Raw genomic sequence first — 18,159 nt, 5'->3', positions numbered from 1 at the left:
CCCATGGTCATCCGCAGGAGGAACAGCCGGCGGTATCTCCCTTGGATGCAGTACCTGGCCATCGTGGGGCGGAGGGTGGTGGAGACGGTGGGGAGCATGCTCCATCACCTCTTCCCCAGGCGCATCCACGCCGTGACCCAGGAGGGTTTCGTCATCAAAGTTCTCACCTTCGTCCTGGCCCATAACATCAGTCTCCTGACCCAGAAGATGGCTGGGTAGCAACTTGGGTTATACTATGGGAATGTCCTCTCTCCCAAGTTTTCCCCTTGTTTCCCAAGGGGAGGCGAACCGCTTCTCAGAACGCCGTCCCGGACGGGGCTCCGGCGCTACCCCTTATCTGCCCGGACCGGGGGCGATTTCGGTCTTGTTCCTGACACCACGGAAGGGAGAGTGTTGCCTCCGGGCAACGGATCTCGGGGGTCAGGTGGGGGAGAGGGCAGACCTCACACGTTAAAGTCCTGCGCCGCTCACAAGCTCCAGGACACAAAGCTTCCCCCTGTGATAGCGTGGGGAAGGTCCTTTGGGGGCTTATAGTTCAAGCCCGGGGTCTTGTCTTGGGGCTTCCTAGAAGTTCGCTAAGGTTCAGCACGTACCCCCGGCGCTCCTCCTCCAGGAGGTGCCGGTAGACGTTCAGGGTGATGGGGGGATGCCCCGGGAGAGGGCCAGGGTGGCCCAGGGGTCCCGGAGGTCGTGGACCCACAGCCGGCCCCTGGCCCTTTCCCGAGGGCGGATACGCAAGCGGGAGCTCGCTTTTCCCTTCATCCTTTCCGGTCCAGAAGGCCTTGCACCGCTACCGGTAGGGGTTCCCCGGGGAAGAGGGCCCGGAAGCGCTGGACCAGGTCGGCGAGGAGGGGCCTCAGGCCCTCCTCGCGCAGGGCCTCGGGGAAGAGGTCGCGCATCTCGCCAAGAAGCCGCTCCCGGGCCAGGTGCCGGGCCACCAGAAGGGCCTCCCCCTCGAGGCGGGGGGGCTTTCCCCGGTACAGCCTTTCCGCCTCCTTGCGCACCCCGGGGGTCGCGAGAAGCCGCCTACAGGTGGGGCAGGGGTGGGTCTCGCTGGGAACCTGGCAGATGGGGCAGGGGTCGCCCCGCTGCCTTTGGAAGAGGGCCAGGGCGGCCCGGGCTACCCGCTCCCGCAGCTCAGGGGGCGCCTCCTGGGCCAACAGGAGGGCCTTGCGGGCGGCCTCCGGGTTTTCCGGAGGCCTAGGGGGCGGGGGCGCCACCTCCTCCAGGGGGCCCACCAGGAAGCGGATCTCCTTCACCACCCCGGGGAAGCGCTCCTCGTACCGCTTGAGGAGGGCTAAGCGGCTATAGGTGAGCTGGTGGGCGGTCACGGGGTCCGCCACCCGGACGGTGAGGGTGCCCGCCTCGAGGGCCACGGGCTCGGTGAGCCGGGAAAGCTCCTTGCCCACCACCTCCTTCCAGGCGGAGAGCACCAGGCCGCGCTTCAGCCGCTCCTTCCCCCCGGCCTTCTTCAGGGCCTGGGGGATGAGTTCCCTTAGCCGCCAGGGCACACCACCACCCCCCCTTCCACCCAGCATACCGGCACCCCCTCGGGAGCCAGGAGCCCGGCCAGGATGGCCTGGGGAAGCTCCCGGGCGTAGGCCAGGACCGCTTGGCGCCGGGCCTCGTCCAGTTCCTCGCTCCACTCGTCCACCAGGAGGAGGGGAGCGTCCCCATGGTGCTCGGCGAGGAGGCGGTGCTCTGCCAGGCGCAGGGCCAGGGCCAAGGCCTTGGCCTCGCCCCGGCTGGCGAAGCGGTGGGCGGGGCGCCCGGAGAGGAGGAAGACCAGATCGTCCCGGTGGGGGCCCACCAGGGTCTGCCCCCGGGCGAGCTCCTCCTCCCGCCGCGCCCTTAAGGCCTCCAGGAAATCCCCCTGGGCGGTTTCCTCCAGAAGGAGCCCCGCCTCCCCGGGGGCCAGGCTCCGGTGGGTTCCCTGGAAGATGGGCAGGAAGCGCTTGAGGAAGCGCCGCCTCATGGCCATGATCTCCGAGCCGTAGCGGGCGAGCTCCTGGTCCCACACGGAAAGCCCGTTGCCCCCGGCCTTCAAGAGGGCGTTTCGCTGGCGCAGGGCCTTCTCGTAGGCGGAGAGCAAGGTGGCGTACCTGCGGGAGAAACGGGCGATCAGGCGGTCCAAAAAGGCCCGGCGCTCCTCCTTGGCCCCCAGGACCACCTCCACGTCCTCGGGAAGCAGGAGGACCGAACCGGGTAGCTCGTACAGGGCGCGGAGGCTTACCGCCTTTTCGTTCAAGAAAACTTCCCGCCCATCCGGGGTCAGGCGCTGCTCCACCCGGTAAAGCCCGAGCTCGGTTTCCACCTCGGCGTAAAGCCAGGCCTCCTTTTCCCCGAAGCGGATCAGGTCGGCCAAGGGGGCCCGCACCTCCCCCCCGAGGGCCAGGTGGACGCCCAGGAGAAAGCTGGTCTTGCCTTGGGCATTCCCCCCCACCAGGGCGAAGAGGCCTGCCGGGGGATGGAGGGTGCCCTGGGCCAGGTTGCGGAAGTTTTTCTGGCGGAAGAGGCGAAGCCGCATCTAGAGCCTCACCCGACGGAAAAGGGCGGGGAGGAAAAGGAGGGCCAGGAGGAGGAGGCCTGCCCCCAGGAGGAAGGGGGCCTCGGGGGCCAGGCGGTAAAGCCCCGTGCCCAAGACGGGCCCCAGCATCCGGCCCAGGGCCTGGGCGGAGCTGTTGAGGCCCGCCACCAGCCCCTGCTCCCCCTCCCCTACCGCCAGGGACAAGGCGGCCGTCACCCCCGGCCCCGCCAGGGCCGCCCCCGCCCCCTGAAGGGCCAGGCCTAGGGCCAGGGCCCAGAAGCTATGGCCCAGGACCAGAACCAAAAAGCCCAGGGTACCCAGGGGCAGGCCCAGGAGGAGGAGGGTCCTGGGGGGCCAGGAGCGCTGGCGCACCAGGAAGCCCTGGATGAAGACCGCCACCAGGCCGTAAAGCACCAGGGCCAGGCCCACGCTTCTTGCGGTTTCCACCCCGCCTAGGCCCAGGCGGTCTTGGAAGTAGAAGGCCACCGTCTGCTCCAGGGCCACGCCGGAGAGGTTCAGGGCGAATCCCAGGAGGAGGAGGGGGAAGACCCTCTGGTCCCACGGGGAAAGCCGCTTCGCCTCCTGGGTCCCCCTAGGCCTAGACTCCGGCAGGGCCAGGTACACGAAGAGGGCGTTTACCAAGGCGACCCCTGCGGAGAAGAAGACCGGCGCCAGGAGGCCAAAGAGGGCGGCAAGCCCCGCCCCCAAGGCGGGCCCCAGGATCACCGCCAGGCCAAAGGCCGCCCCCAGAAGGGCCATCCCGGCGGTGCGGCTCTCCCGCCCCGTGACGTCGGCCACGTAGGCCTGGGCCGTGGGCAGGGTGGCGGAGCTGAAGGCCCCGCCGAGGAGGCGGGCGGCGAGGAGGAGGAGGAAGAGCGGCCCCAGGCCGAGAAGGCCCCGTTGCCCCAGGAGGGCGAAAAGGCCGAAGAGGAGGAAGCTTGCGGCAAAGCCCAGGATGCCCAGGAGGAGAACGGGCTTCCGGCCCCTTTCGCTCCGCCTTCCCCAGTAGGGGGCGAGGAGGAACTGCATGAGGGCGTAGCCCGTGGAGAAGAGGCCCACCTGGACCTCGGAAAGGCCCAGCTCGCGCCCCAAGGGCCCCAGGATGGGGAAGAGGATGGAAAGCCCCAGGATGCTGTTGAAAAGGGTGAGGAAGAGCAGGGCAAGGGGCGACATAGCGCCGATTTTACCGGCCTAGCCGAAGCGGCCGGTGATGTAGGCCTCCGTGCGCGGGTCCTTGGGCTTGGTGAAGAGGGTTTCCGTGGGGCCAAACTCCACCATCTCCCCGTTGAGGAAAAAGGCGGTGTAGTCGGAAACCCGGGCGGCCTGCTGCATGTTGTGGGTGACGATCACGATGGTGACCTGTTCCTTCAGGGAGAGGAGGAGGTCCTCAATGGCCTGGGTGGAGATGGGGTCTAAGCTGGCGGTGGGTTCGTCCATGAGGAGCACCTCGGGCTCCACCGCCAGGGCCCGGGCGATGGTGAGGCGTTGCTGCTGGCCGCCCGAGAGGCCGCTCGCCGGGGCGCGCAGGCGGTCCTTCACCTCGTCCCAAAGGGCGGCTCCCCGCAAGGCCCGCTCCACGGCCTCGTCCAGTCGGCGCCTGTCCCGGACCCCCACCAGCTTAAGCCCGGCGGCCACGTTGTCGTAGATGGACATGGTGGGGAAGGCGGTGGGCTTTTGAAAGACCATGCCCACCCGCCTGCGCACCAGCACGGGGTCCACCCCGGGGGCGTAGATGTTCTCCCCGTCCAAGAGCACCTCCCCCTCCACCCGGGCGATGGGGGTGAGGTCGTGCATGCGGTTGAGGGCCCGCAAGAAGGTGGTCTTCCCGCACCCGGAGGGGCCGATGAGGGCCGTGACCTGGTGGCGGTAGAGGGGAAGGTTCACCCCGCCCCCAACCCCAACCCCCACCCGGTTCCCGTAGCGGACCACCAGGTTTTTGGACTCCATGTGCACGTCCACGGCTTCCTTGACCATTTAGAACCTCCTCGAGGCCCACCGGGCCAGCAGGCTTGTCAGGGTGATGAGCCCGAAGAGCACCAACCCCGCGGCCCAGGCCTGGCGGTGCCAGTCCTCGTAGGGGCTGATGGCGAAGGCGAAGAGGCGCAAGGGCAGGGTGTCCATGGGCTTCAGGGGGTTGAGCTCCAAAAGGGGGCTGCCGAAGGCGGTGAAAAGCAGGGGGGCCGCCTCCCCCGCCGCCCGGGCGAAGGCCAGGAGTACCCCCGTGATGAGCCCGGCCCGGGCGGCGGGCAGGACCAGGGAGAGGATGACCCGCCAGCGGGGAAGCCCAAGGGCCAGCCCCGCCTCGCGGATCTCCTTGGGCACCAGGGAGAGCACCCCCTCGGTGCTCCGGGCCAGGATGGGAATCATGAGGAAGCCCAGGGCGAAGGCTCCAGAAAGGGCGGAAAACCCCCCCATGGGCTTCACGATTAGGACGAAGGCCAAAAGGCCGAAGAGGATGGCGGGCATCCCGTTTAGGGTGTCGGAGAGGAGGCGGAGGTAGGGGTTCACCGGGTGGTCCGGGTATTCCGCCAGGAGGATGCCCGCGGCGAGCCCGAAGGGCAAGGCGATGAGGAGGCCTAGCCCGTCCACGATCAGGGTGCCCACGATGGCCTGCCTGAGACCCCCGCCCGTCTCCCCGGGGGGGCGCATGTCCTTGAGAAAAAAGTCCAGGTTCAGAGCCCCTGCCCCCTGGGCTAAGGCGTAGACCAGGACCAAGAAGAGAAGGAGGAAGGAAAGCACCGTGCCCAACGCCACCAGGCCCATCATGAAGCGCTCCACCCGGTAGCGGCGCCTTAGGGCCAGGTCCTTCTCCAGGGTCCTCATAGCACCCCCTTGACCAGGCGCTCCTGACGCCGGAGGACATAGGCCGCGGTGAAGTTCACCGCCATGGAAACCAGAAAGAGGAGGAAGCCCACGGCGATCAGGGCGGAGAGGTGGAGGTCCTCCACCGCCTCGGTGAACTCGTTGGCGATCACGCTGGGCATGGTGGCGGCCCCGCCAAAGAGGGTATAGGGGAGTTTGTGGGAGTTCCCGATGACCATGGTGACCGCCATGGTCTCCCCCACGGCCCGGGCCAGGGCCAGAAAGGCCCCGGCGATGATGCCGCCCCGGGCCAGGGGCAGGATGGCCAGGCGCATCACCTCCCAGCGCGTGGCCCCCAGGGCATAGGCCGCCTCCCGGTGCTCCTTGGGCACCAAGGCGATGGCGTCCCGGGCCAAGGCGGCGGTGTAGGGCACCACCATGGAGGCAAGGATGAGCACCGCGGTCATGAGCCCGTATCCCGTGGGCACGCCGAGAAAGGGCAGAAGCCCCGGGGCGTTTTCCGCCGCCCACATGTAGAAGGGGAGCTGCACCTTGTCCCGGATCCAGGGGGCCAGGACGAAAATCCCCCAAAGCCCATAGACCACGCTGGGCACCGCGGCCATGAGGTCCAAGAGGAAGTTGATGATCTGGGCAAGCCACCTGGGGGCGTATTCTGCGGCGAAGATGGCGGCGGCCAAAGCCGGAAAAAAGGAGAGGAAAAGGGCGGAGAGGCTTACGATGAGGGTGCCCAGGATATAAGGCCAGGCCCCGAAGACCTTCTGGATCACCGGGTCCCATTCCCGCCCCAGGGCAAACCCGAGAAGGCCAAAGCGGCGGAGGGCGAGGCTACCCCCTTGGTAGAGCTCGTAGGCCATGAGGAGGGCCAAGACCACGACCCCCAGGGCCAAAAGGAGGAGCAGGAAGGCGAAGACCCGGTCGCCAAAATGGGTGTAGAGCCGGCGCATACAACCCCTCTCCAAGATAAGGGGTGGCCTCGGGAAAGGCCACCCCTAGGCCGGGCCGGGGTTAGCGGCCCACGATCTCCTTGCCGATGGGCTTGCCCCCGTAGGTGACCCGGGAGAGGAGGGCCAGGGCCCGTTGCTGGGCCACCGGGGCAAGGGCCCCGTAGGTGAGGGGCTCGTTGAACCTCTGCCCCTCGGTGAGGAGCCACTTGACGAACTCCACCAGGGCCCGGGCCTCCTCCTCGGACTTCACCGCCTTGTTGACGGAGAGGTTCTCGTAAAGGAGGAGGTAGGTGAAGCTGGCGATGGGGTAGCCATCGGGGGCCTGGGTGTCGGTGAGGGAGACCCGCATGTCCCCGGGCAAGGGCACGTTGGCCGCCGCCTTGATGGAGGGGAGGTCGGCCAGGACGAACCGCCCCGCCTTGTTCTGCACCGCCCCGTAGGCCAGGTTGTTCTGCTTGGCGTAGGTCACCTCCACGTAGCCGATGGCCCCTGGGGTCTGCCGCACCACCCCGGCCACCCCCTCGTTGCCCTTGGCGCCCACGCCCACGGGCCACTGGAGGCTGGTGCCCCGGCCCACCTTCTGGGCCCACTCAGGGGACACCTTGGAGAGGTAGTCGGCGAAGACGAAGGTGGTGCCCGAACCGTCGGAGCGGTGGACCACGGTGATGGGCATGGGGGGAAGCTTCACGCCGGGGTTAAGCTCCTGCAGGGCGGGGTCGTTCCAGGTCTTGATCTTGCCCAGGTAGATCCCCGCCAGGACCTCCCCGGTGAAGCGCAGGGGTTCCCGGATGCCGGGAAGGTTGTAGGTGGGGACCACCGCCCCCAGGGCGTAGCCGATGTTCAGGGCGTTGGTCTTGAACTGGTCCCGAATCTGCTTCATGCGCTGGTCGTCCAGGGGCGCGTCGGAGGCCCCGAAGTGGACGGTCTGCTCCAGGAACTGGCGGATGCCGCCTCCGGAACCGATGGACTGGTAGTTGATGCGCACCTTGCCCCCGGTGAGCCGGGTGTACTCGTCGCCGTACTTGGCCATGAGGGGGTAGGGGAAGGTGGCCCCCGCCCCCACCAGGGTGATGGTCTGCTGGGCCAGGCCCACGCTAGCCAAGGCCAAGATTCCTAGGAGTGCTTTCCGCATCTCAAACCTCCCACCCGTACTCTTGCAGCCCTTTGTCAGGAGAAGGTCAAGACCCTCTCCGCCGTGCCCTGGTCCAGGCCCGCCAGGTTGTAAAGCCCCCTCACGATCACCGCGCCCCCAAGAAGCCTCTCCCCCTGGTAGAAGACGGCGCTCTGCCCTGGGGTGACGGCGAAGACGGGGCTAGCGAAGCGGAGGCGCAAGGGGTTCAGGGACTCCACCCTGGCCCTGACGGGGGGCGTACGGTAGCGCACCTGGACCTCCACCTCCTCGGGAAGGGGGCCGAGGAGGTTGGCCTCTTCCCCTTCCAGCCCCTCCCAGAAGGCGGCCTCCTTGGGGCCCACGTAGACCACGTTCCTCTCGGGGTCCACGCCCACCACGTAACGCTCCAGGTGGGGCTTGTAAAGCCCCAGGCCCTTCCTCTGGCCCAGGGTGTAGAGGCTCGCTCCCTCGTGCTCCCCCACCACCTCCCCCGTGAGGGCGTCCACGAGAGGGCCGGGCCTGGGCTTCAGGCGCTCCTTGAGGAAGCCTTTGAGGTCCCCGGCCACGAAGCAGAGGTTCTGGCTTTCGGGCTTTCTCGCCGTGGGCAGGCCTGCCTTTTCCGCGATGGCCCGCACCTCGGGCTTGGTGAGTCCCCCCACGGGGAAGAGGAGGTGGGGGATGGCCTCCTTCGGCGTCCCCCAGAGGAAGTACGTCTGGTCCTTGTTGGGGTCCACCCCCCTGAGGAGCGCCTCCCCTTCCCGGCGCACGTAGTGGCCCGTGGCCACGTAGTCCAGGCCGAGCCTTTGGGCCTGCTTCAGGAGGGCCCCGAACTTGACGAAGGTGTTGCACCGGGCGCAGGGGTTCGGGGTGCGGCCCCGGGCGTAGTCCTGGAGGAAGGGGGCGATGATCTCCTCCTCAAAGACCTCCCGGTAGTCCAGGAGGTAGAAGGGGATGCCGAGGAGGTCCGCCACCCGCCGCGCCTCGTAGGCGGCATCGGGGGTGCAGCAGCTCTCCCAGGCCCGGGGCTTCCCCCCTTCCAGGCTCGGGGGCGGCAGGTCGGGCCAGAAGCGCATCATGGCCCCCACCACCTCGTACCCCTGCGCCTTGAGGAGGAGGGCGGCCACGGAGGAGTCCACCCCCCCGGACATGGCCACGAGGACCCGCTTCATGCCACCACCTGTTCGCCCAAGGCGGCCTCCGTGCTCCTTATGGCCACCTCCACCATGTCGGGGGTGGGCTCGGCCACGGTGAGGGCCTGGAAGCGGAAGCCGAGCTCCCGGAAGAGCCGGGAGAAGGGGTCTTGGTGCCGGGCGGAGAAGTAGAGGAGCTCATAGGCCAAGGCGGCCACCAGGGGGAGGAAGAAGACCCGGGCGAGGAGGCGCCACCAGAGGACCTCGGGGGCGGGGATGAAGCTGTAGACCAGCACGGAAACCACGATGACGAAGGCGATGAAGGTGGTGCCGCACCGGGGGTGGAAGCGGGGTTGGGCCAAGACGTTCTCCACCGTGAGGGGAAGGCCCTTCTCGTGGGCGTGGATGGCCTTGTGCTCCGCCCCGTGGTACATGAAGAAGCGCCGGATCTCCGGCATGCGGCCGATGAAGCGGAGGTAGCCCACGAGGATCCCCACCTTGATAAGCCCCGCCAGGAGGTTGTAGAGGAGGGGGTGGCGGGCCGGGTCCAGCAAAAGCCCCGAGAGGAAGCCGGGGAGGACGATGAAAAGGGCGAGGCCCAAGAGGAGGCTCACCGCCACCGTGCCCCAGAGGGCCCCTTTGGGCACCTCCTCCCCTTCCCCCGCCAGCTCGGCGCTCCGCGCCAGGGCCCGGTAGCTTACGGAGAGGGCGTCCCATAGGGCCACTACCCCGCGGATGAGGGGGAGCCTGGCCCAGGGGTAGCGCTCGGTGAGGGCCTTTTCCTCGTGGCGCTCCACGTGGATTTGGCCGCCAGGCAGGCGCACCGCCAGGGCCCAGGCCCAGGGGGCCTTCATCATGACCCCCTCGAGGGCCGCCGCCCCCCCGAGGGTCGCCTGCTTGGCCAGTAGGAAGAAGAGAGGGCGCATCCCCACCATTTTGCCACGGGGCCGTGGTATAACTCCAGGCGTGATCACCCTGAACACCACCCAAGCCACGTTGGCCGAAGGCCAGGCCCCCCTTAAGGTCCTCTGGGTCAAAAAGGGGGGGCTCCTCCCCCAAGGGGAGGCCCTGGATGCCCGCCTGGGGGGGCTCCTCCGCCGGGCCATGGAGGGGGCGGGGTTTAGGGGGGAGGCGGGGGAGAGCCTCCTCCTGGCCGCCCCCGAGGGCCACTTTCTCCTCTTCGGCCTGGACGAGGACGCCCGGTCCGCAGGGGGAAGGCTTGCCCAGGCCCTCCTCAGGCTTGCCTTCCCCGAGGTGCTGGTGGAGCCTTTGGAGGACGCCTATGCCCTGGCCGAGGGGCTCCTCCTCGGGGCCTACCGCTTTGAGCGGCACAAGGGCGAGCGCAAGGAGAAGGTCCCAAGCCTCCACCTTTCCGGGGCCCGGCTCGAGGACGTGGAGCGGGCGCGGAGGGTGGCGGAGGGGGTCTATTTCGCCCGGGACCTGGTGAACGAGCCCCCTAACCTCCTGACCCCCGAGGCCCTGGCGGAGGCCGCCCTCTCCTTGGGGTCCTTGGGGGTGGAGGTGGAGGTCCTGGATGAGGGGGCCATCGCCGCCCTGGGCATGGGGGCCTTTTTGGCGGTGGCCCAGGGCTCGGAGAACCCGCCCCGCTTCATCAAGCTCCGCTACGCCCCAGAAGGGGCCAAGGCCCGGCTGGACCTGGTGGGGAAGGGCCTCACCTTCGACTCCGGCGGCTACTCCTTGAAGTCCACGGAGGGCATGGCCACCATGAAGGGGGACATGGCGGGGGCGGCGGCCGTCCTCGGGGCCTTCAAGGGGGCGGCGCTCCTGGGCCTTCCCGTGGAGCTGAGGGGCTACATCGCCGCCTGCGAGAACCTGGTCTCGGGCCGGGCCTACCGGGTGGGGGACGTGCTCAAGACCCTTTCCGGCAAGACCGTGGAGGTGATGAACACCGACGCCGAGGGCCGCCTCACCCTGGCGGACGCCCTGGCCTACGCGGAAAGGGAGGGGGCGGAGCGCATTCTGGAGCTTTCCACCCTCACGGGGGCCGCGGTGGTGGCCCTGGGGGAGGAGGTGGCGGCCCTCTTCACCACCGAGCCCTCGTGGGGGGAGAGGGTGCGCGAGGCCGCGGAGAGGGCGGGGGAGAAGGTCTGGCCCATGCCCCTGGAGAGGGGCTACCGGGAGAAGCTGAAAAGCCCCGTGGCCGACCTCAAGAACGTGGGGGACCGCCAAGGAGGGGCCATCACCGCGGCCCTCTTCCTGGCGGAGTTCGTGGGGGTGCCCCTCGTCCACCTGGACATCGCCGGGCCCGCCTTCGCCCAAAAGGCCCACGCCCTGGGCCCCGAGGGGGGGACGGGCTTCGGCGTGCGCACGATCCTTGAGGCGGCGGAGGCCCTGGCGGAATAGAAGAGGGCCCGGGAGCACCCCCGGGCCCCGCTGCGCTCTTTGTTTCGCTCCCCCTGGGGGATCCGGAAATCCCCCCACCCTCCTTCAGGGTGGCCTTAGCCTTGGCAGTTAGGGCACTTGCCGCGGAATTCCAGGCGGAAGCCCTCCAGGGCCCAGCCGCTCTTCTCCCCGGCGGCCTGCTGGGCCTGGGAAAGGTCCAGTTCGGGGAGGTTCTTCAAGAGGAGGTCCTCCACCTTGCCGCAAGAGGTGCAGACCAGGTGCACGTGGGGCTCGTTGTAGCCATCGTAGCGGGTGTAGCCCTTAGGGTCCTTGAACTCGTAGATAAGGCCGTGTTCCCGCAGGACGTGCAGGTTCAGGTAGACCGTGGAGAGCCCGATGTCGTAGCCCCGCTTCTTCAGGCCGTTGTAGAGCTCCTCGGGGGTGGGGTGCACGTTCTTGCGGTCCAGGTAGCTCAGGATCCGCTCCCGCGGCAGGGTGTGCCGCAGGCCTACCGCCTTTAGCCGCGCCCGGTAGTTCTCCTTTTCCCGCATCCTTGGCATGGCTCCTCCTTCCTTACGATTCCAGTATACACATGCCGTGTGCAAATGCAACACTTGAGGCAGATAAAAGATCGTATCATCATGGTTTGCGGCCCCCCTTTGCCTTTTGGGAGCCGGTTTTTCCTCGGGCCTTCCTCCTATATTAGGATAAATTCCCGGTCTTGGCAAGGTGCGGATGTCCTCCTCCCGGGTATAATAGGGCCACCTTGGAGCGGCCCATCTACCGCGTCCTGCACCTGGTCTTCGCCTTGGGGTTGGCCCACGCCTTCTTCCTCCTGGGGCAGGAGGCGGTGCGGGCCCACCAGCTGGCCCAGGAGAAGGCCCGGTTGGCGGAGGCCATCAGGCAGGCGGAGGCCCGGGTGGCCCGGTTGCAGGCCGAGGTGGAGGCTGCCCAGGACCCCGCCCACCTCGAGGCCCTGGCCCGCAGGCTTGGCTTCGTGCGGCGGGAGGAGATACTGAAGAGGCGATGAGGGAAGACCCGGCCCAACTCCTTTTGGAAGACGAGGCCCTCACGGATGGCCTCACCGACGAGGAGGCGGAAACCCTCCTCACCTGGCTTCTGGACCTGGCCAAGGGGGCCGATCCCGCCCAGCTCGCCCACCTGCGGAGGCTGGGCCACGAGATCAGCCGCCTCTCCCGCGACTACGGCCTCCCCGTGGAGGAGCTTATCGGCCTGGTGGAACTCGCCTGGGGGGAGGCCGATCCCCCCGGCCTCCAGGCTTAAAGGGCCAAGGCCCGCAGGAGTTCCCGCACCTCGGTAAGCCTCGGGGGAGGGGGGTTTTTGCGGTAGATGAGGGACACCTGGAGGGCGGCTTCCTCCGCCAGGGGCCTAAGCACCACCCCGGGGTGGGGGAAGATGCGGTAAGGGGCCAGGGTGAGGTGGACGCCCACCCCGGCCGCCACCAGGCTCACCGCCTGGGGGAAGCGGGCCACCTCCCGTACCCCTTTCGGGGTGAAGCCAGCCCGGCGAAAGACCTCCATGAAGGCCTCGTACAGGGGGGGAAGGGCCTCCTTGGGCAGGAGGAGGAAGGGTTCCTCCTTGAGAGCCCGGAGGGGCACCCGCTCCCAGGAGGCCAGGGGGTGGCCCTCGGGGAGGGCCACCACGATGGGCACCTCCAGGAGGGGATCCTGGCCGATGGCGGGGTCCTCCACCTTGAGGCCCGCCAGGCCGTAGTCCAGGCGGCCCTCCTTCAGGGCCTTCACCTGCTCCGGGGTGTGCATTTCCAGGACCTCCACCGCCTGGCCCAGGCCCCGGCGCAGGTGGTCCAGGAGGGGCATGAGGTCGGGCAGGAGGTTCTCCGGCACGCCGAAGCGGAGCTCCTCCCGCCCGGCGCGGCGCACCCTTTCCTTCAGGGCCTCGGCCTCTTCCAAGAGCCTCTTCCCCTCCTCCAAGAGCACCGCGCCCGCGGGGGTCAGGCGGAAGGGCCGGCGCTCCAGGAGCCGCACCCCCAGTTCCCGCTCCAGGGCCTGGATCTGCTGGGAGAGGGCGGGCTGGGAGAGGTAGGCCCTTTCCGCCGCCCGGTGGAAGTTCTTCTCCTCGGCCAGAAGGAGGAAAAGCCGCAAGCGGCGCAGGTCCATGATAAACAAATCTTATCACGTTGCCCCGGCGCTTCCTATTGGACAAGGCTCCCGGCTTGCCCCACACTTAAGGGTGAGTCGGTGTAGTGTAGTTGGGCGCCAAGGGGGTAGCATGACGGAGAACGCGCTGAAAAACGCTCTAGAGGCCCTCTCCGAAGAGGAGAAGGCCCGGTTTAGAGAGGTGGAGAACCGGGAGTGGCTGGAGTCTTTGGAGTACGTGCTCCGGGTGGAGGGCTTCCCGCGGGTGGAGGAGCTTTTCCGCCTCCTGGATGAGTACCTCTACCTCGAGGGGTACTCCCTGCCCAACCGCCTCTCCACGCCCTACCTGAACACCATCCCCAAGGGGCAGGAACCCCCTTACCCCGGGGACTTGGAGCTGGAAAAGCGCATCGCCAACATCCTCCGCTGGAATGCCGCCATGATGGTCACCCGGGCCAACAAGAAGGCGGAGGGGATCGGGGGGCACATCTCCACCTACGCCTCCATCGCGGAGCTTTACGAGGTGGGCTTCAACCACTTCTTCCGGGGGCCCGAGGCGGGCCTGGACCGGGACCTGGTCTTCTTCCAGGGCCACGCCTCCCCCGGCGTGTACGCCCGGGCCTTCTTGGAGGGGAGGCTCCGCGAGGCCGACCTGGAGAACTTCCGCCGGGAGGTCCACCCCCCGGTGGCGGGGGGCCGGGGGCTTTCCAGCTACCCCCACCCCTGGCTCATGCCGGACTTTTGGGAGTTCCCCACGGTCTCCATGGGCCTTGGTCCCATCCAGGCCATCTACCAGGCCCGCTTCATGCGCTACCTGGAGGACCGGGGCCTGAAGCCCAAGAGCACCGCCAAGGTCTGGGCCTTCCTGGGGGATGGGGAACACGACGAGCCGGAGACCGTGGGGGCGCTCCACCTCGCCGCCCGGGAGGGCCTGGACAACCTGGTCTTCGTGGTGAACTGCAACCTCCAGCGCCTGGACGGGCCCGTAAGGGGCAACTCCAAGATCATCCAGGAGCTGGAAAGGCTCTACAGGGGGGCGGGTTGGCAGGTCATCAAGGTGGTGTGGGGTTCGGCCTGGGATCGGCTCATCGCCAAGGACAAGGGCGGCCACCTCCTGCGCCGCTTTGAGGCCTTGGTGGACGGGGAGAGCCAGCGCTACGCCGCCTTCGGGGCCAAGGAGCTAAAGGAGCGCTTCTTCAACACCCCCGAGCTCAAAGAGCTCATCCAGGAGATGACGGACGAGGAGCTCACCGAGCTCACCCAGAGCCGGGGCGGGCACGACATGGTCAAGATCTACGCCGCCTACAAGCGGGCGGTGGAGCACAAGGGGAGCCCCGTGGTCATCCTGGCCCGCACCATCAAGGGCTACGGCATGGGGCCCACGGCCATGGCCAAGAACGTGGCCCACCAGGTGAAGAAGCTCACCGAGGAGGACCTCAAGGAGGCCCGGGCCTTCCTGGGGATCCCCGTGCCCGAGGAGAAGCTTTCCGAGCTTCCCTATTACCATCCCGGGCCCGACTCCCCCGAGGTGCGGTACCTCTTGGAGCGCCGCAAGGCCCTGGGGGGCTTCCTTCCGGAGAGGCGGGTGCGCTTCAGGGGGGGCCTCGAGGTGCCGGGGGAGGAGTTCTTCCGGGAGTTCTACGAGGGCACGGGGGGACGGGAGATCTCCACCACCATGGCCTTCGTGCGCATCCTGGCCAAGCTCCTGCGGCACCCGGTGGTGGGTAAGCTCATCGTGCCCATCGTGCCCGACGAGGCCCGGACCTTTGGCATGGAGGCCCTCATCGCCCAGGTGGGCATCTACTCCCCCCAGGGGCAGCTCTACATCCCCGTGGACGCGGGCACCCTCACCGCCTACAAGGAGAGCAAGGAGGGGCAGATCCTGGAGGAGGGCATCACCGAGGCCGGGGCCATGGCCGACTTCATCGCCGCCGGCACCGCCTACGCCCACTGGGGCATCCCCACCATTCCCTTCCTCATCACCTACTCCATGTTCGGCCTGCAGCGGATCGGGGACCTGGTCTGGGCGGCAGCGGACCAGCGCACCCGGGGCTTTCTCCTGGGGGCCACCGCGGGGCGCACCACCTTGGAGGGTGAGGGGTTGCAGCACCAGGACGGGCAGAGCCAGGTCTACGCCCTGGCTGCCCCCAACCTCCTGGCCTACGACCCCGCCTTCGCCTACGAGTTCGCGGTGATCCTGGAGGACGGCCTCCGCCGCATGTACGGCCAAGGGGAGGACGTCTTCTACTACATCACCATTGAGAACGAGAACTACCCCCACCCCCCCATGCCCGAGCCGCGGGAAAAGGTCAAGGAGGGGATTCTCCGGGGCCTCTACCTCTTCCGCCAAGGGGAGGGCCAGGGGCCCAGGGTGCAGCTTCTGGGCTCGGGGCCCATGCTGCCCCAGGCGGTGAAGGCCCAGGAGGTCCTGGCCGGGTACGGGGTGGTGGCGGACGTGTGGAGCGCCACCAGCTACAAGGCCCTCTACGTGGACGCCCTGGAGGCGGAGCGGGAGCGAAGGCTTTTGGGGAAGGCCCGCAAGCCCTACGTGGTGGAGGCCCTGGAGGGGCACGAGGGCCCCGTGGTGGCCGCCACCGACTACCTGAAGGCCCTACCCAACCTCATCCGGGGTTACCTGGACCGGCCCTTCTGCGCCCTGGGCACGGACGGCTTCGGCCGCTCCGACACCCGGGAGGCCCTGAGGGACTTCTTTGAGGTGGATGCCCGGCACATCGCCTACGCCACCTTGGCCCTATTGGCGGAGGCGGGCCAGGTGGAGGCGGCCCTGGTGGACCGGGCCCGGGGCGAGCTCGGCCTTAAGCTGGAGGAAACGCCGCCCCACAGGCGGTAGGGGGTAAGGATGGAGCTAAAGCTTCCCGAACTGGGCGACAACGTGAGCACGGCCACGGTGGTGGGGATCCTGGTCAAGGAGGGGGACCAGGTCTCCCCGGGCCAGCCCCTCCTGGAGCTGGAGACCGACAAGGCGGTGATGGAGGTGCCCGCGGAGGCGGGCGGCGTGGTGCGGCGGGTATTGGTGAAGGTGGGGGAGGAGGTGCGCCCCGGCCAGCCCTTCCTGGAGCTAGCCGAGGAAGGGGCAGGGGCGGCCCCTCCGGTGCCCCAGCGCCTCGAGGCGCCTCCCCCAGCCCCGGCCAAGCCCACCCCCTCGGCGCCCCAGGCCCCGTCCCAACCTGCGCCGGCTCCTGGGGAGCGCCGTCTCATCCCCGCGGCGCCCTCCGTGAGGCGGCTTGCCCGGGAGCTCGGGGTGGACCTGGCCCAGGTCCGGGGCACGGGGCTTGCCGGGCGCATCAGCGAGGAGGACGTGCGCCGGGCGGCGGGGCTTGTTCCTAAGGAGGAGGCCCTTCCCGCCCCGGCGCCCAAGCTTCCCGACTTCAGCAGGTGGGGTCCCGTGCGCCGTGAGCCCATGAGCGGCGTTCGCAAGGCCACCCTGCGCGCCATGGGCCAGGCCTGGGCCCAGGTGCCCATGGTCACCCACTTTGACGAGGCGGACATCACCGAGCTGGAGGCCTTGCGCAAGCGCTACGCCAAGCGGGCGGAGGAGCGGGGCTATAGGCTTACCCTCACCGCCTTCCTCCTCAAGGCCCTGGCCCTCACCTTAAGGGCCTTCCCCAAGTTCAACGCCTCCATAGACCCGGAAAAGGCCGAGGTCATCTACAAGGACTACGTGCACATCGGGGTGGCGGTGGACACCCCCCATGGCCTTCTGGTGCCGGTCATCCGGGACGTGGACCGGAAGGGGGTCTTGCGCCTGGCCCGGGAGCTTCAGGAGGTTTCGGAGAAGGCCAGGGAGCGGAAGCTTGCCCCCGAGGACATGCAGGGGGGAACCTTCAGCCTCTCCAACCTGGGCGGGATCGGGGGCACCGGCTTCACCCCCATCGTCAACTGGCCGGAGGTGGCCATCCTGGGGGTTTCCCGTTCCCAGGTGAAGCCGGTCTGGGATGCGGAGAAGGAGGCCTTCGCTCCCAGGCTCGTCATGCCCTTCGGCCTCACCTACGACCACCGCCTGATTGACGGGGCCGAGGCCGCCCGCTTCTGCCGCCACCTGGCGGCGCTCCTGGAAGACCCCTTGGGCCTGGCCCTGGAGTAATACCACCCCATGCTGGCTTGGGCCAGCATGGGGGCCCCGGTGCAAGGCTCCGGCGGGGGTTTCTGGAGGCAGGGGCGTGAGGAGGGGGCTTTGCCGGGTTCTCGTGTAGTATGGGAAAGTATGCGCGTCATCGTGGTGGGAACCCGGGGCAGCGCCTTGGCCCTGGCCCAGACCCGGTGGGTGGTGGAGCGTCTGAAGGAGAGCTGGCCCGAGGCGGAGTTTAAGGTCAAGACGGTGAAGACCCGGGGGGACCAGGGGGTGAGCCCCCTGGAGCAGGCCATCTTCGTCAAGGAGCTGCAGGAGGCCCTCCTGGCCCGCGAGATCGACATCGCCGTCCACTCCCTCAAGGACCTCCCCACCGAGGAGCCCCCTGGCCTCAAGATCGCCGCCATCCCCCGGAGGCAGGACCCCCGGGACGTCTTCCTGGGCAAGACCTACAAGCGCCTGGAAGACCTCCCCCAAGGGGCGGTGGTGGGCACGAGCTCGGTTAGGCGCAAGGCCCAGCTTCTCGCCTACCGCCCCGACCTCGTGGTGAAGGACCTGAGGGGCAACGTGGACACCCGCTTGGCGGCCCTGGGGAACGGGGAGTACGACGGCATCGTCCTGGCGGCGGCGGGGCTTATCCGCTTAGACCTGCGCAACCGCATCGACCAGTTCCTGGAGCCCGAGGTCATGCTTCCCTCCCCTGGGCAAGGGGCGCTGGCCCTCGAGGTCCGGCAGGGGGACGACCTGGCCGAGGAGCTGGCCTACGCCCTCCACCACCACCCTTCCGCGGACCGGGTGCGGGCGGAAAGGGCCTTCCTGAGGGGGCTTGGCGCCGGGTGCCTGGCCCCGGTGGGGGCCTTGGCCCAGGTGGCGGAGGACGGCACCCTCCTCCTGGAGGGGGCCATCCTCTCCCCGGACGGGAAGAGCTTCATCCGGGCGGAGATCGAGGGGGAGGCCGCGGAGGCGGAGGAGCTGGGCTTGGAGCTGGCCCAGGACGTCCTGGAGCAGGGGGGGCGGGAGCTTCTGGCCCAAACCCGACAGGTTTAGTGGAGTTTTCCCCCCATCTGGGGTATA

Annotated in this window: 17 protein-coding genes and 2 pseudogenes; 7 read left to right on the top strand and 12 right to left on the bottom strand. The window is 68.6% G+C overall.

What is annotated here, in order from left to right:
• Nucleotides 1-219: pseudogene (locus ACYQ0J_RS10275) on the top strand (IS982 family transposase); the annotation flags it as partial.
• A gap of 316 nt (nucleotides 220-535) precedes the next feature.
• Here the strand turns inward: ACYQ0J_RS10275 and ACYQ0J_RS10270 are convergent.
• The 10 genes and pseudogenes from ACYQ0J_RS10270 to ACYQ0J_RS10225 all read right to left on the bottom strand — a co-directional run.
• Nucleotides 536-729: pseudogene (locus tag ACYQ0J_RS10270) on the bottom strand (site-specific integrase); the annotation flags it as partial.
• Nucleotides 730-758: 29 nt separating this feature from the next.
• Entirely contained in the window at nucleotides 759-1,511 is a 753-nt protein-coding gene (locus ACYQ0J_RS10265; protein WP_460172024.1) for a DciA family protein, read from the bottom strand.
• The gene (gene recF / locus ACYQ0J_RS10260) at nucleotides 1,496-2,527 is read right to left on the bottom strand and encodes a DNA replication/repair protein RecF (protein ID WP_460172023.1); all 1,032 of its coding nucleotides are present in this window, start codon (nucleotides 2,525-2,527) and stop codon (nucleotides 1,496-1,498) included. Before recF ends, ACYQ0J_RS10265 begins: the two co-directional genes overlap by 16 nt.
• Nucleotides 2,528-3,700, bottom strand: a complete 1,173-nt coding sequence (locus ACYQ0J_RS10255; RefSeq protein ID WP_460172022.1) for an MFS transporter — start codon at nucleotides 3,698-3,700, stop codon at nucleotides 2,528-2,530. It lies immediately after the preceding gene.
• Nucleotides 3,701-3,718: 18 nt separating this feature from the next.
• Nucleotides 3,719-4,501: a phosphate ABC transporter ATP-binding protein PstB gene (gene pstB / locus ACYQ0J_RS10250; protein WP_460172021.1), complete on the bottom strand. Its 783-nt coding sequence runs from the start codon at nucleotides 4,499-4,501 to the stop codon at nucleotides 3,719-3,721.
• A complete protein-coding gene (gene pstA / locus ACYQ0J_RS10245; protein ID WP_460172020.1) occupies nucleotides 4,502-5,350 on the bottom strand; it encodes a phosphate ABC transporter permease PstA in 849 nt (282 codons plus the stop codon).
• Nucleotides 5,347-6,294, bottom strand: a complete 948-nt coding sequence (gene pstC / locus ACYQ0J_RS10240) for a phosphate ABC transporter permease subunit PstC (RefSeq protein WP_460172019.1) — start codon at nucleotides 6,292-6,294, stop codon at nucleotides 5,347-5,349. Before pstC ends, pstA begins: the two co-directional genes overlap by 4 nt.
• 61 nt (nucleotides 6,295-6,355) lie before the next feature.
• On the bottom strand, nucleotides 6,356-7,426 hold the full coding sequence (gene pstS, locus ACYQ0J_RS10235; protein ID WP_460172018.1) for a phosphate ABC transporter substrate-binding protein PstS: 1,071 nt from the start codon (nucleotides 7,424-7,426) through the stop codon (nucleotides 6,356-6,358).
• A gap of 35 nt (nucleotides 7,427-7,461) precedes the next feature.
• The gene (mnmA, locus tag ACYQ0J_RS10230; RefSeq protein ID WP_460172017.1) at nucleotides 7,462-8,574 is read right to left on the bottom strand and encodes a tRNA 2-thiouridine(34) synthase MnmA; all 1,113 of its coding nucleotides are present in this window, start codon (nucleotides 8,572-8,574) and stop codon (nucleotides 7,462-7,464) included.
• A complete protein-coding gene (locus tag ACYQ0J_RS10225) occupies nucleotides 8,571-9,470 on the bottom strand; it encodes a DUF1385 domain-containing protein (RefSeq protein ID WP_460172016.1) in 900 nt (299 codons plus the stop codon). The genes mnmA and ACYQ0J_RS10225 overlap by 4 nt, the downstream gene beginning before the upstream one ends.
• 31 nt (nucleotides 9,471-9,501) lie before the next feature.
• On the opposite strand from ACYQ0J_RS10225, the gene ACYQ0J_RS10220 reads away from it, so the two are divergent.
• On the top strand, nucleotides 9,502-10,899 hold the full coding sequence (locus tag ACYQ0J_RS10220) for a leucyl aminopeptidase (protein WP_460172015.1): 1,398 nt from the start codon (nucleotides 9,502-9,504) through the stop codon (nucleotides 10,897-10,899).
• 95 nt (nucleotides 10,900-10,994) lie between these two features.
• On the opposite strand, the gene ACYQ0J_RS10215 is transcribed toward ACYQ0J_RS10220, so the two are convergent.
• The gene (locus ACYQ0J_RS10215; protein ID WP_460172014.1) at nucleotides 10,995-11,438 is read right to left on the bottom strand and encodes a Fur family transcriptional regulator; all 444 of its coding nucleotides are present in this window, start codon (nucleotides 11,436-11,438) and stop codon (nucleotides 10,995-10,997) included.
• A gap of 206 nt (nucleotides 11,439-11,644) precedes the next feature.
• Here ACYQ0J_RS10215 and ACYQ0J_RS10210 point away from each other — a divergent pair, with 206 nt between their 5' ends.
• The gene (locus ACYQ0J_RS10210; RefSeq protein ID WP_460172013.1) at nucleotides 11,645-11,908 is read left to right on the top strand and encodes a septum formation initiator family protein; all 264 of its coding nucleotides are present in this window, start codon (nucleotides 11,645-11,647) and stop codon (nucleotides 11,906-11,908) included.
• The gene (locus ACYQ0J_RS10205; RefSeq protein ID WP_460172012.1) at nucleotides 11,905-12,162 is read left to right on the top strand and encodes a hypothetical protein; all 258 of its coding nucleotides are present in this window, start codon (nucleotides 11,905-11,907) and stop codon (nucleotides 12,160-12,162) included. Before ACYQ0J_RS10210 ends, ACYQ0J_RS10205 begins: the two co-directional genes overlap by 4 nt.
• Here the strand turns inward: ACYQ0J_RS10205 and ACYQ0J_RS10200 are convergent.
• Nucleotides 12,159-13,016 carry a LysR family transcriptional regulator gene (locus ACYQ0J_RS10200; RefSeq protein WP_460172011.1) on the bottom strand — a complete coding sequence of 286 codons (858 nt, stop codon included), beginning with the start codon at nucleotides 13,014-13,016 and terminating at the stop codon, nucleotides 12,159-12,161. The genes ACYQ0J_RS10205 and ACYQ0J_RS10200 overlap by 4 nt on opposite strands.
• Nucleotides 13,017-13,128: 112 nt before the next feature.
• Here ACYQ0J_RS10200 and aceE point away from each other — a divergent pair, with 112 nt between their 5' ends.
• The 3 genes from aceE (at nucleotide 13,129) to hemC (ending at nucleotide 18,132) form a co-directional block, all read left to right on the top strand.
• Nucleotides 13,129-15,846 (top strand): pyruvate dehydrogenase (acetyl-transferring), homodimeric type, encoded by a 2,718-nt coding sequence (aceE, locus tag ACYQ0J_RS10195; RefSeq protein ID WP_460172010.1) that lies wholly within the window; start codon nucleotides 13,129-13,131, stop codon nucleotides 15,844-15,846.
• Nucleotides 15,847-15,855: 9 nt separating this feature from the next.
• A complete protein-coding gene (locus tag ACYQ0J_RS10190) occupies nucleotides 15,856-17,100 on the top strand; it encodes a 2-oxo acid dehydrogenase subunit E2 (RefSeq protein ID WP_460172009.1) in 1,245 nt (414 codons plus the stop codon).
• Between the two features lie 120 nt (nucleotides 17,101-17,220).
• Nucleotides 17,221-18,132 carry a hydroxymethylbilane synthase gene (gene hemC, locus ACYQ0J_RS10185; protein WP_460172008.1) on the top strand — a complete coding sequence of 304 codons (912 nt, stop codon included), beginning with the start codon at nucleotides 17,221-17,223 and terminating at the stop codon, nucleotides 18,130-18,132.
• The last annotated feature ends 27 nt before the right edge of the window (nucleotides 18,133-18,159 follow it).

The organism is Thermus sp. FJN-A (genome assembly GCF_054655095.1).
This window is presented reverse-complemented; position numbering and strand designations above follow the sequence as displayed.

Bases quoted from the DNA above. Each gene is read 5' to 3' on its own strand.
- recF (WP_460172023.1), bottom strand. From the start codon at position 2,527: ATGCGGCTTCGCCTCTTCCGCCAGAAAAACTTCCGCAACCTGGCCCAG.
- ACYQ0J_RS10255 (WP_460172022.1), bottom strand. From the start codon at position 3,700: ATGTCGCCCCTTGCCCTGCTCTTCCTCACCCTTTTCAACAGCATCCTG.
- pstB (WP_460172021.1), bottom strand. From the start codon at position 4,501: ATGGTCAAGGAAGCCGTGGACGTGCACATGGAGTCCAAAAACCTGGTG.
- pstA (WP_460172020.1), bottom strand. From the start codon at position 5,350: ATGAGGACCCTGGAGAAGGACCTGGCCCTAAGGCGCCGCTACCGGGTG.
- pstC (WP_460172019.1), bottom strand. From the start codon at position 6,294: ATGCGCCGGCTCTACACCCATTTTGGCGACCGGGTCTTCGCCTTCCTG.
- pstS (WP_460172018.1), bottom strand. From the start codon at position 7,426: ATGCGGAAAGCACTCCTAGGAATCTTGGCCTTGGCTAGCGTGGGCCTG.
- mnmA (WP_460172017.1), bottom strand. From the start codon at position 8,574: ATGAAGCGGGTCCTCGTGGCCATGTCCGGGGGGGTGGACTCCTCCGTG.
- ACYQ0J_RS10225 (WP_460172016.1), bottom strand. From the start codon at position 9,470: ATGGTGGGGATGCGCCCTCTCTTCTTCCTACTGGCCAAGCAGGCGACC.
- ACYQ0J_RS10215 (WP_460172014.1), bottom strand. From the start codon at position 11,438: ATGCCAAGGATGCGGGAAAAGGAGAACTACCGGGCGCGGCTAAAGGCG.
- ACYQ0J_RS10205 (WP_460172012.1), top strand. From the start codon at position 11,905: ATGAGGGAAGACCCGGCCCAACTCCTTTTGGAAGACGAGGCCCTCACG.
- ACYQ0J_RS10200 (WP_460172011.1), bottom strand. From the start codon at position 13,016: ATGGACCTGCGCCGCTTGCGGCTTTTCCTCCTTCTGGCCGAGGAGAAG.
- aceE (WP_460172010.1), top strand. From the start codon at position 13,129: ATGACGGAGAACGCGCTGAAAAACGCTCTAGAGGCCCTCTCCGAAGAG.
- ACYQ0J_RS10190 (WP_460172009.1), top strand. From the start codon at position 15,856: ATGGAGCTAAAGCTTCCCGAACTGGGCGACAACGTGAGCACGGCCACG.
- hemC (WP_460172008.1), top strand. From the start codon at position 17,221: ATGCGCGTCATCGTGGTGGGAACCCGGGGCAGCGCCTTGGCCCTGGCC.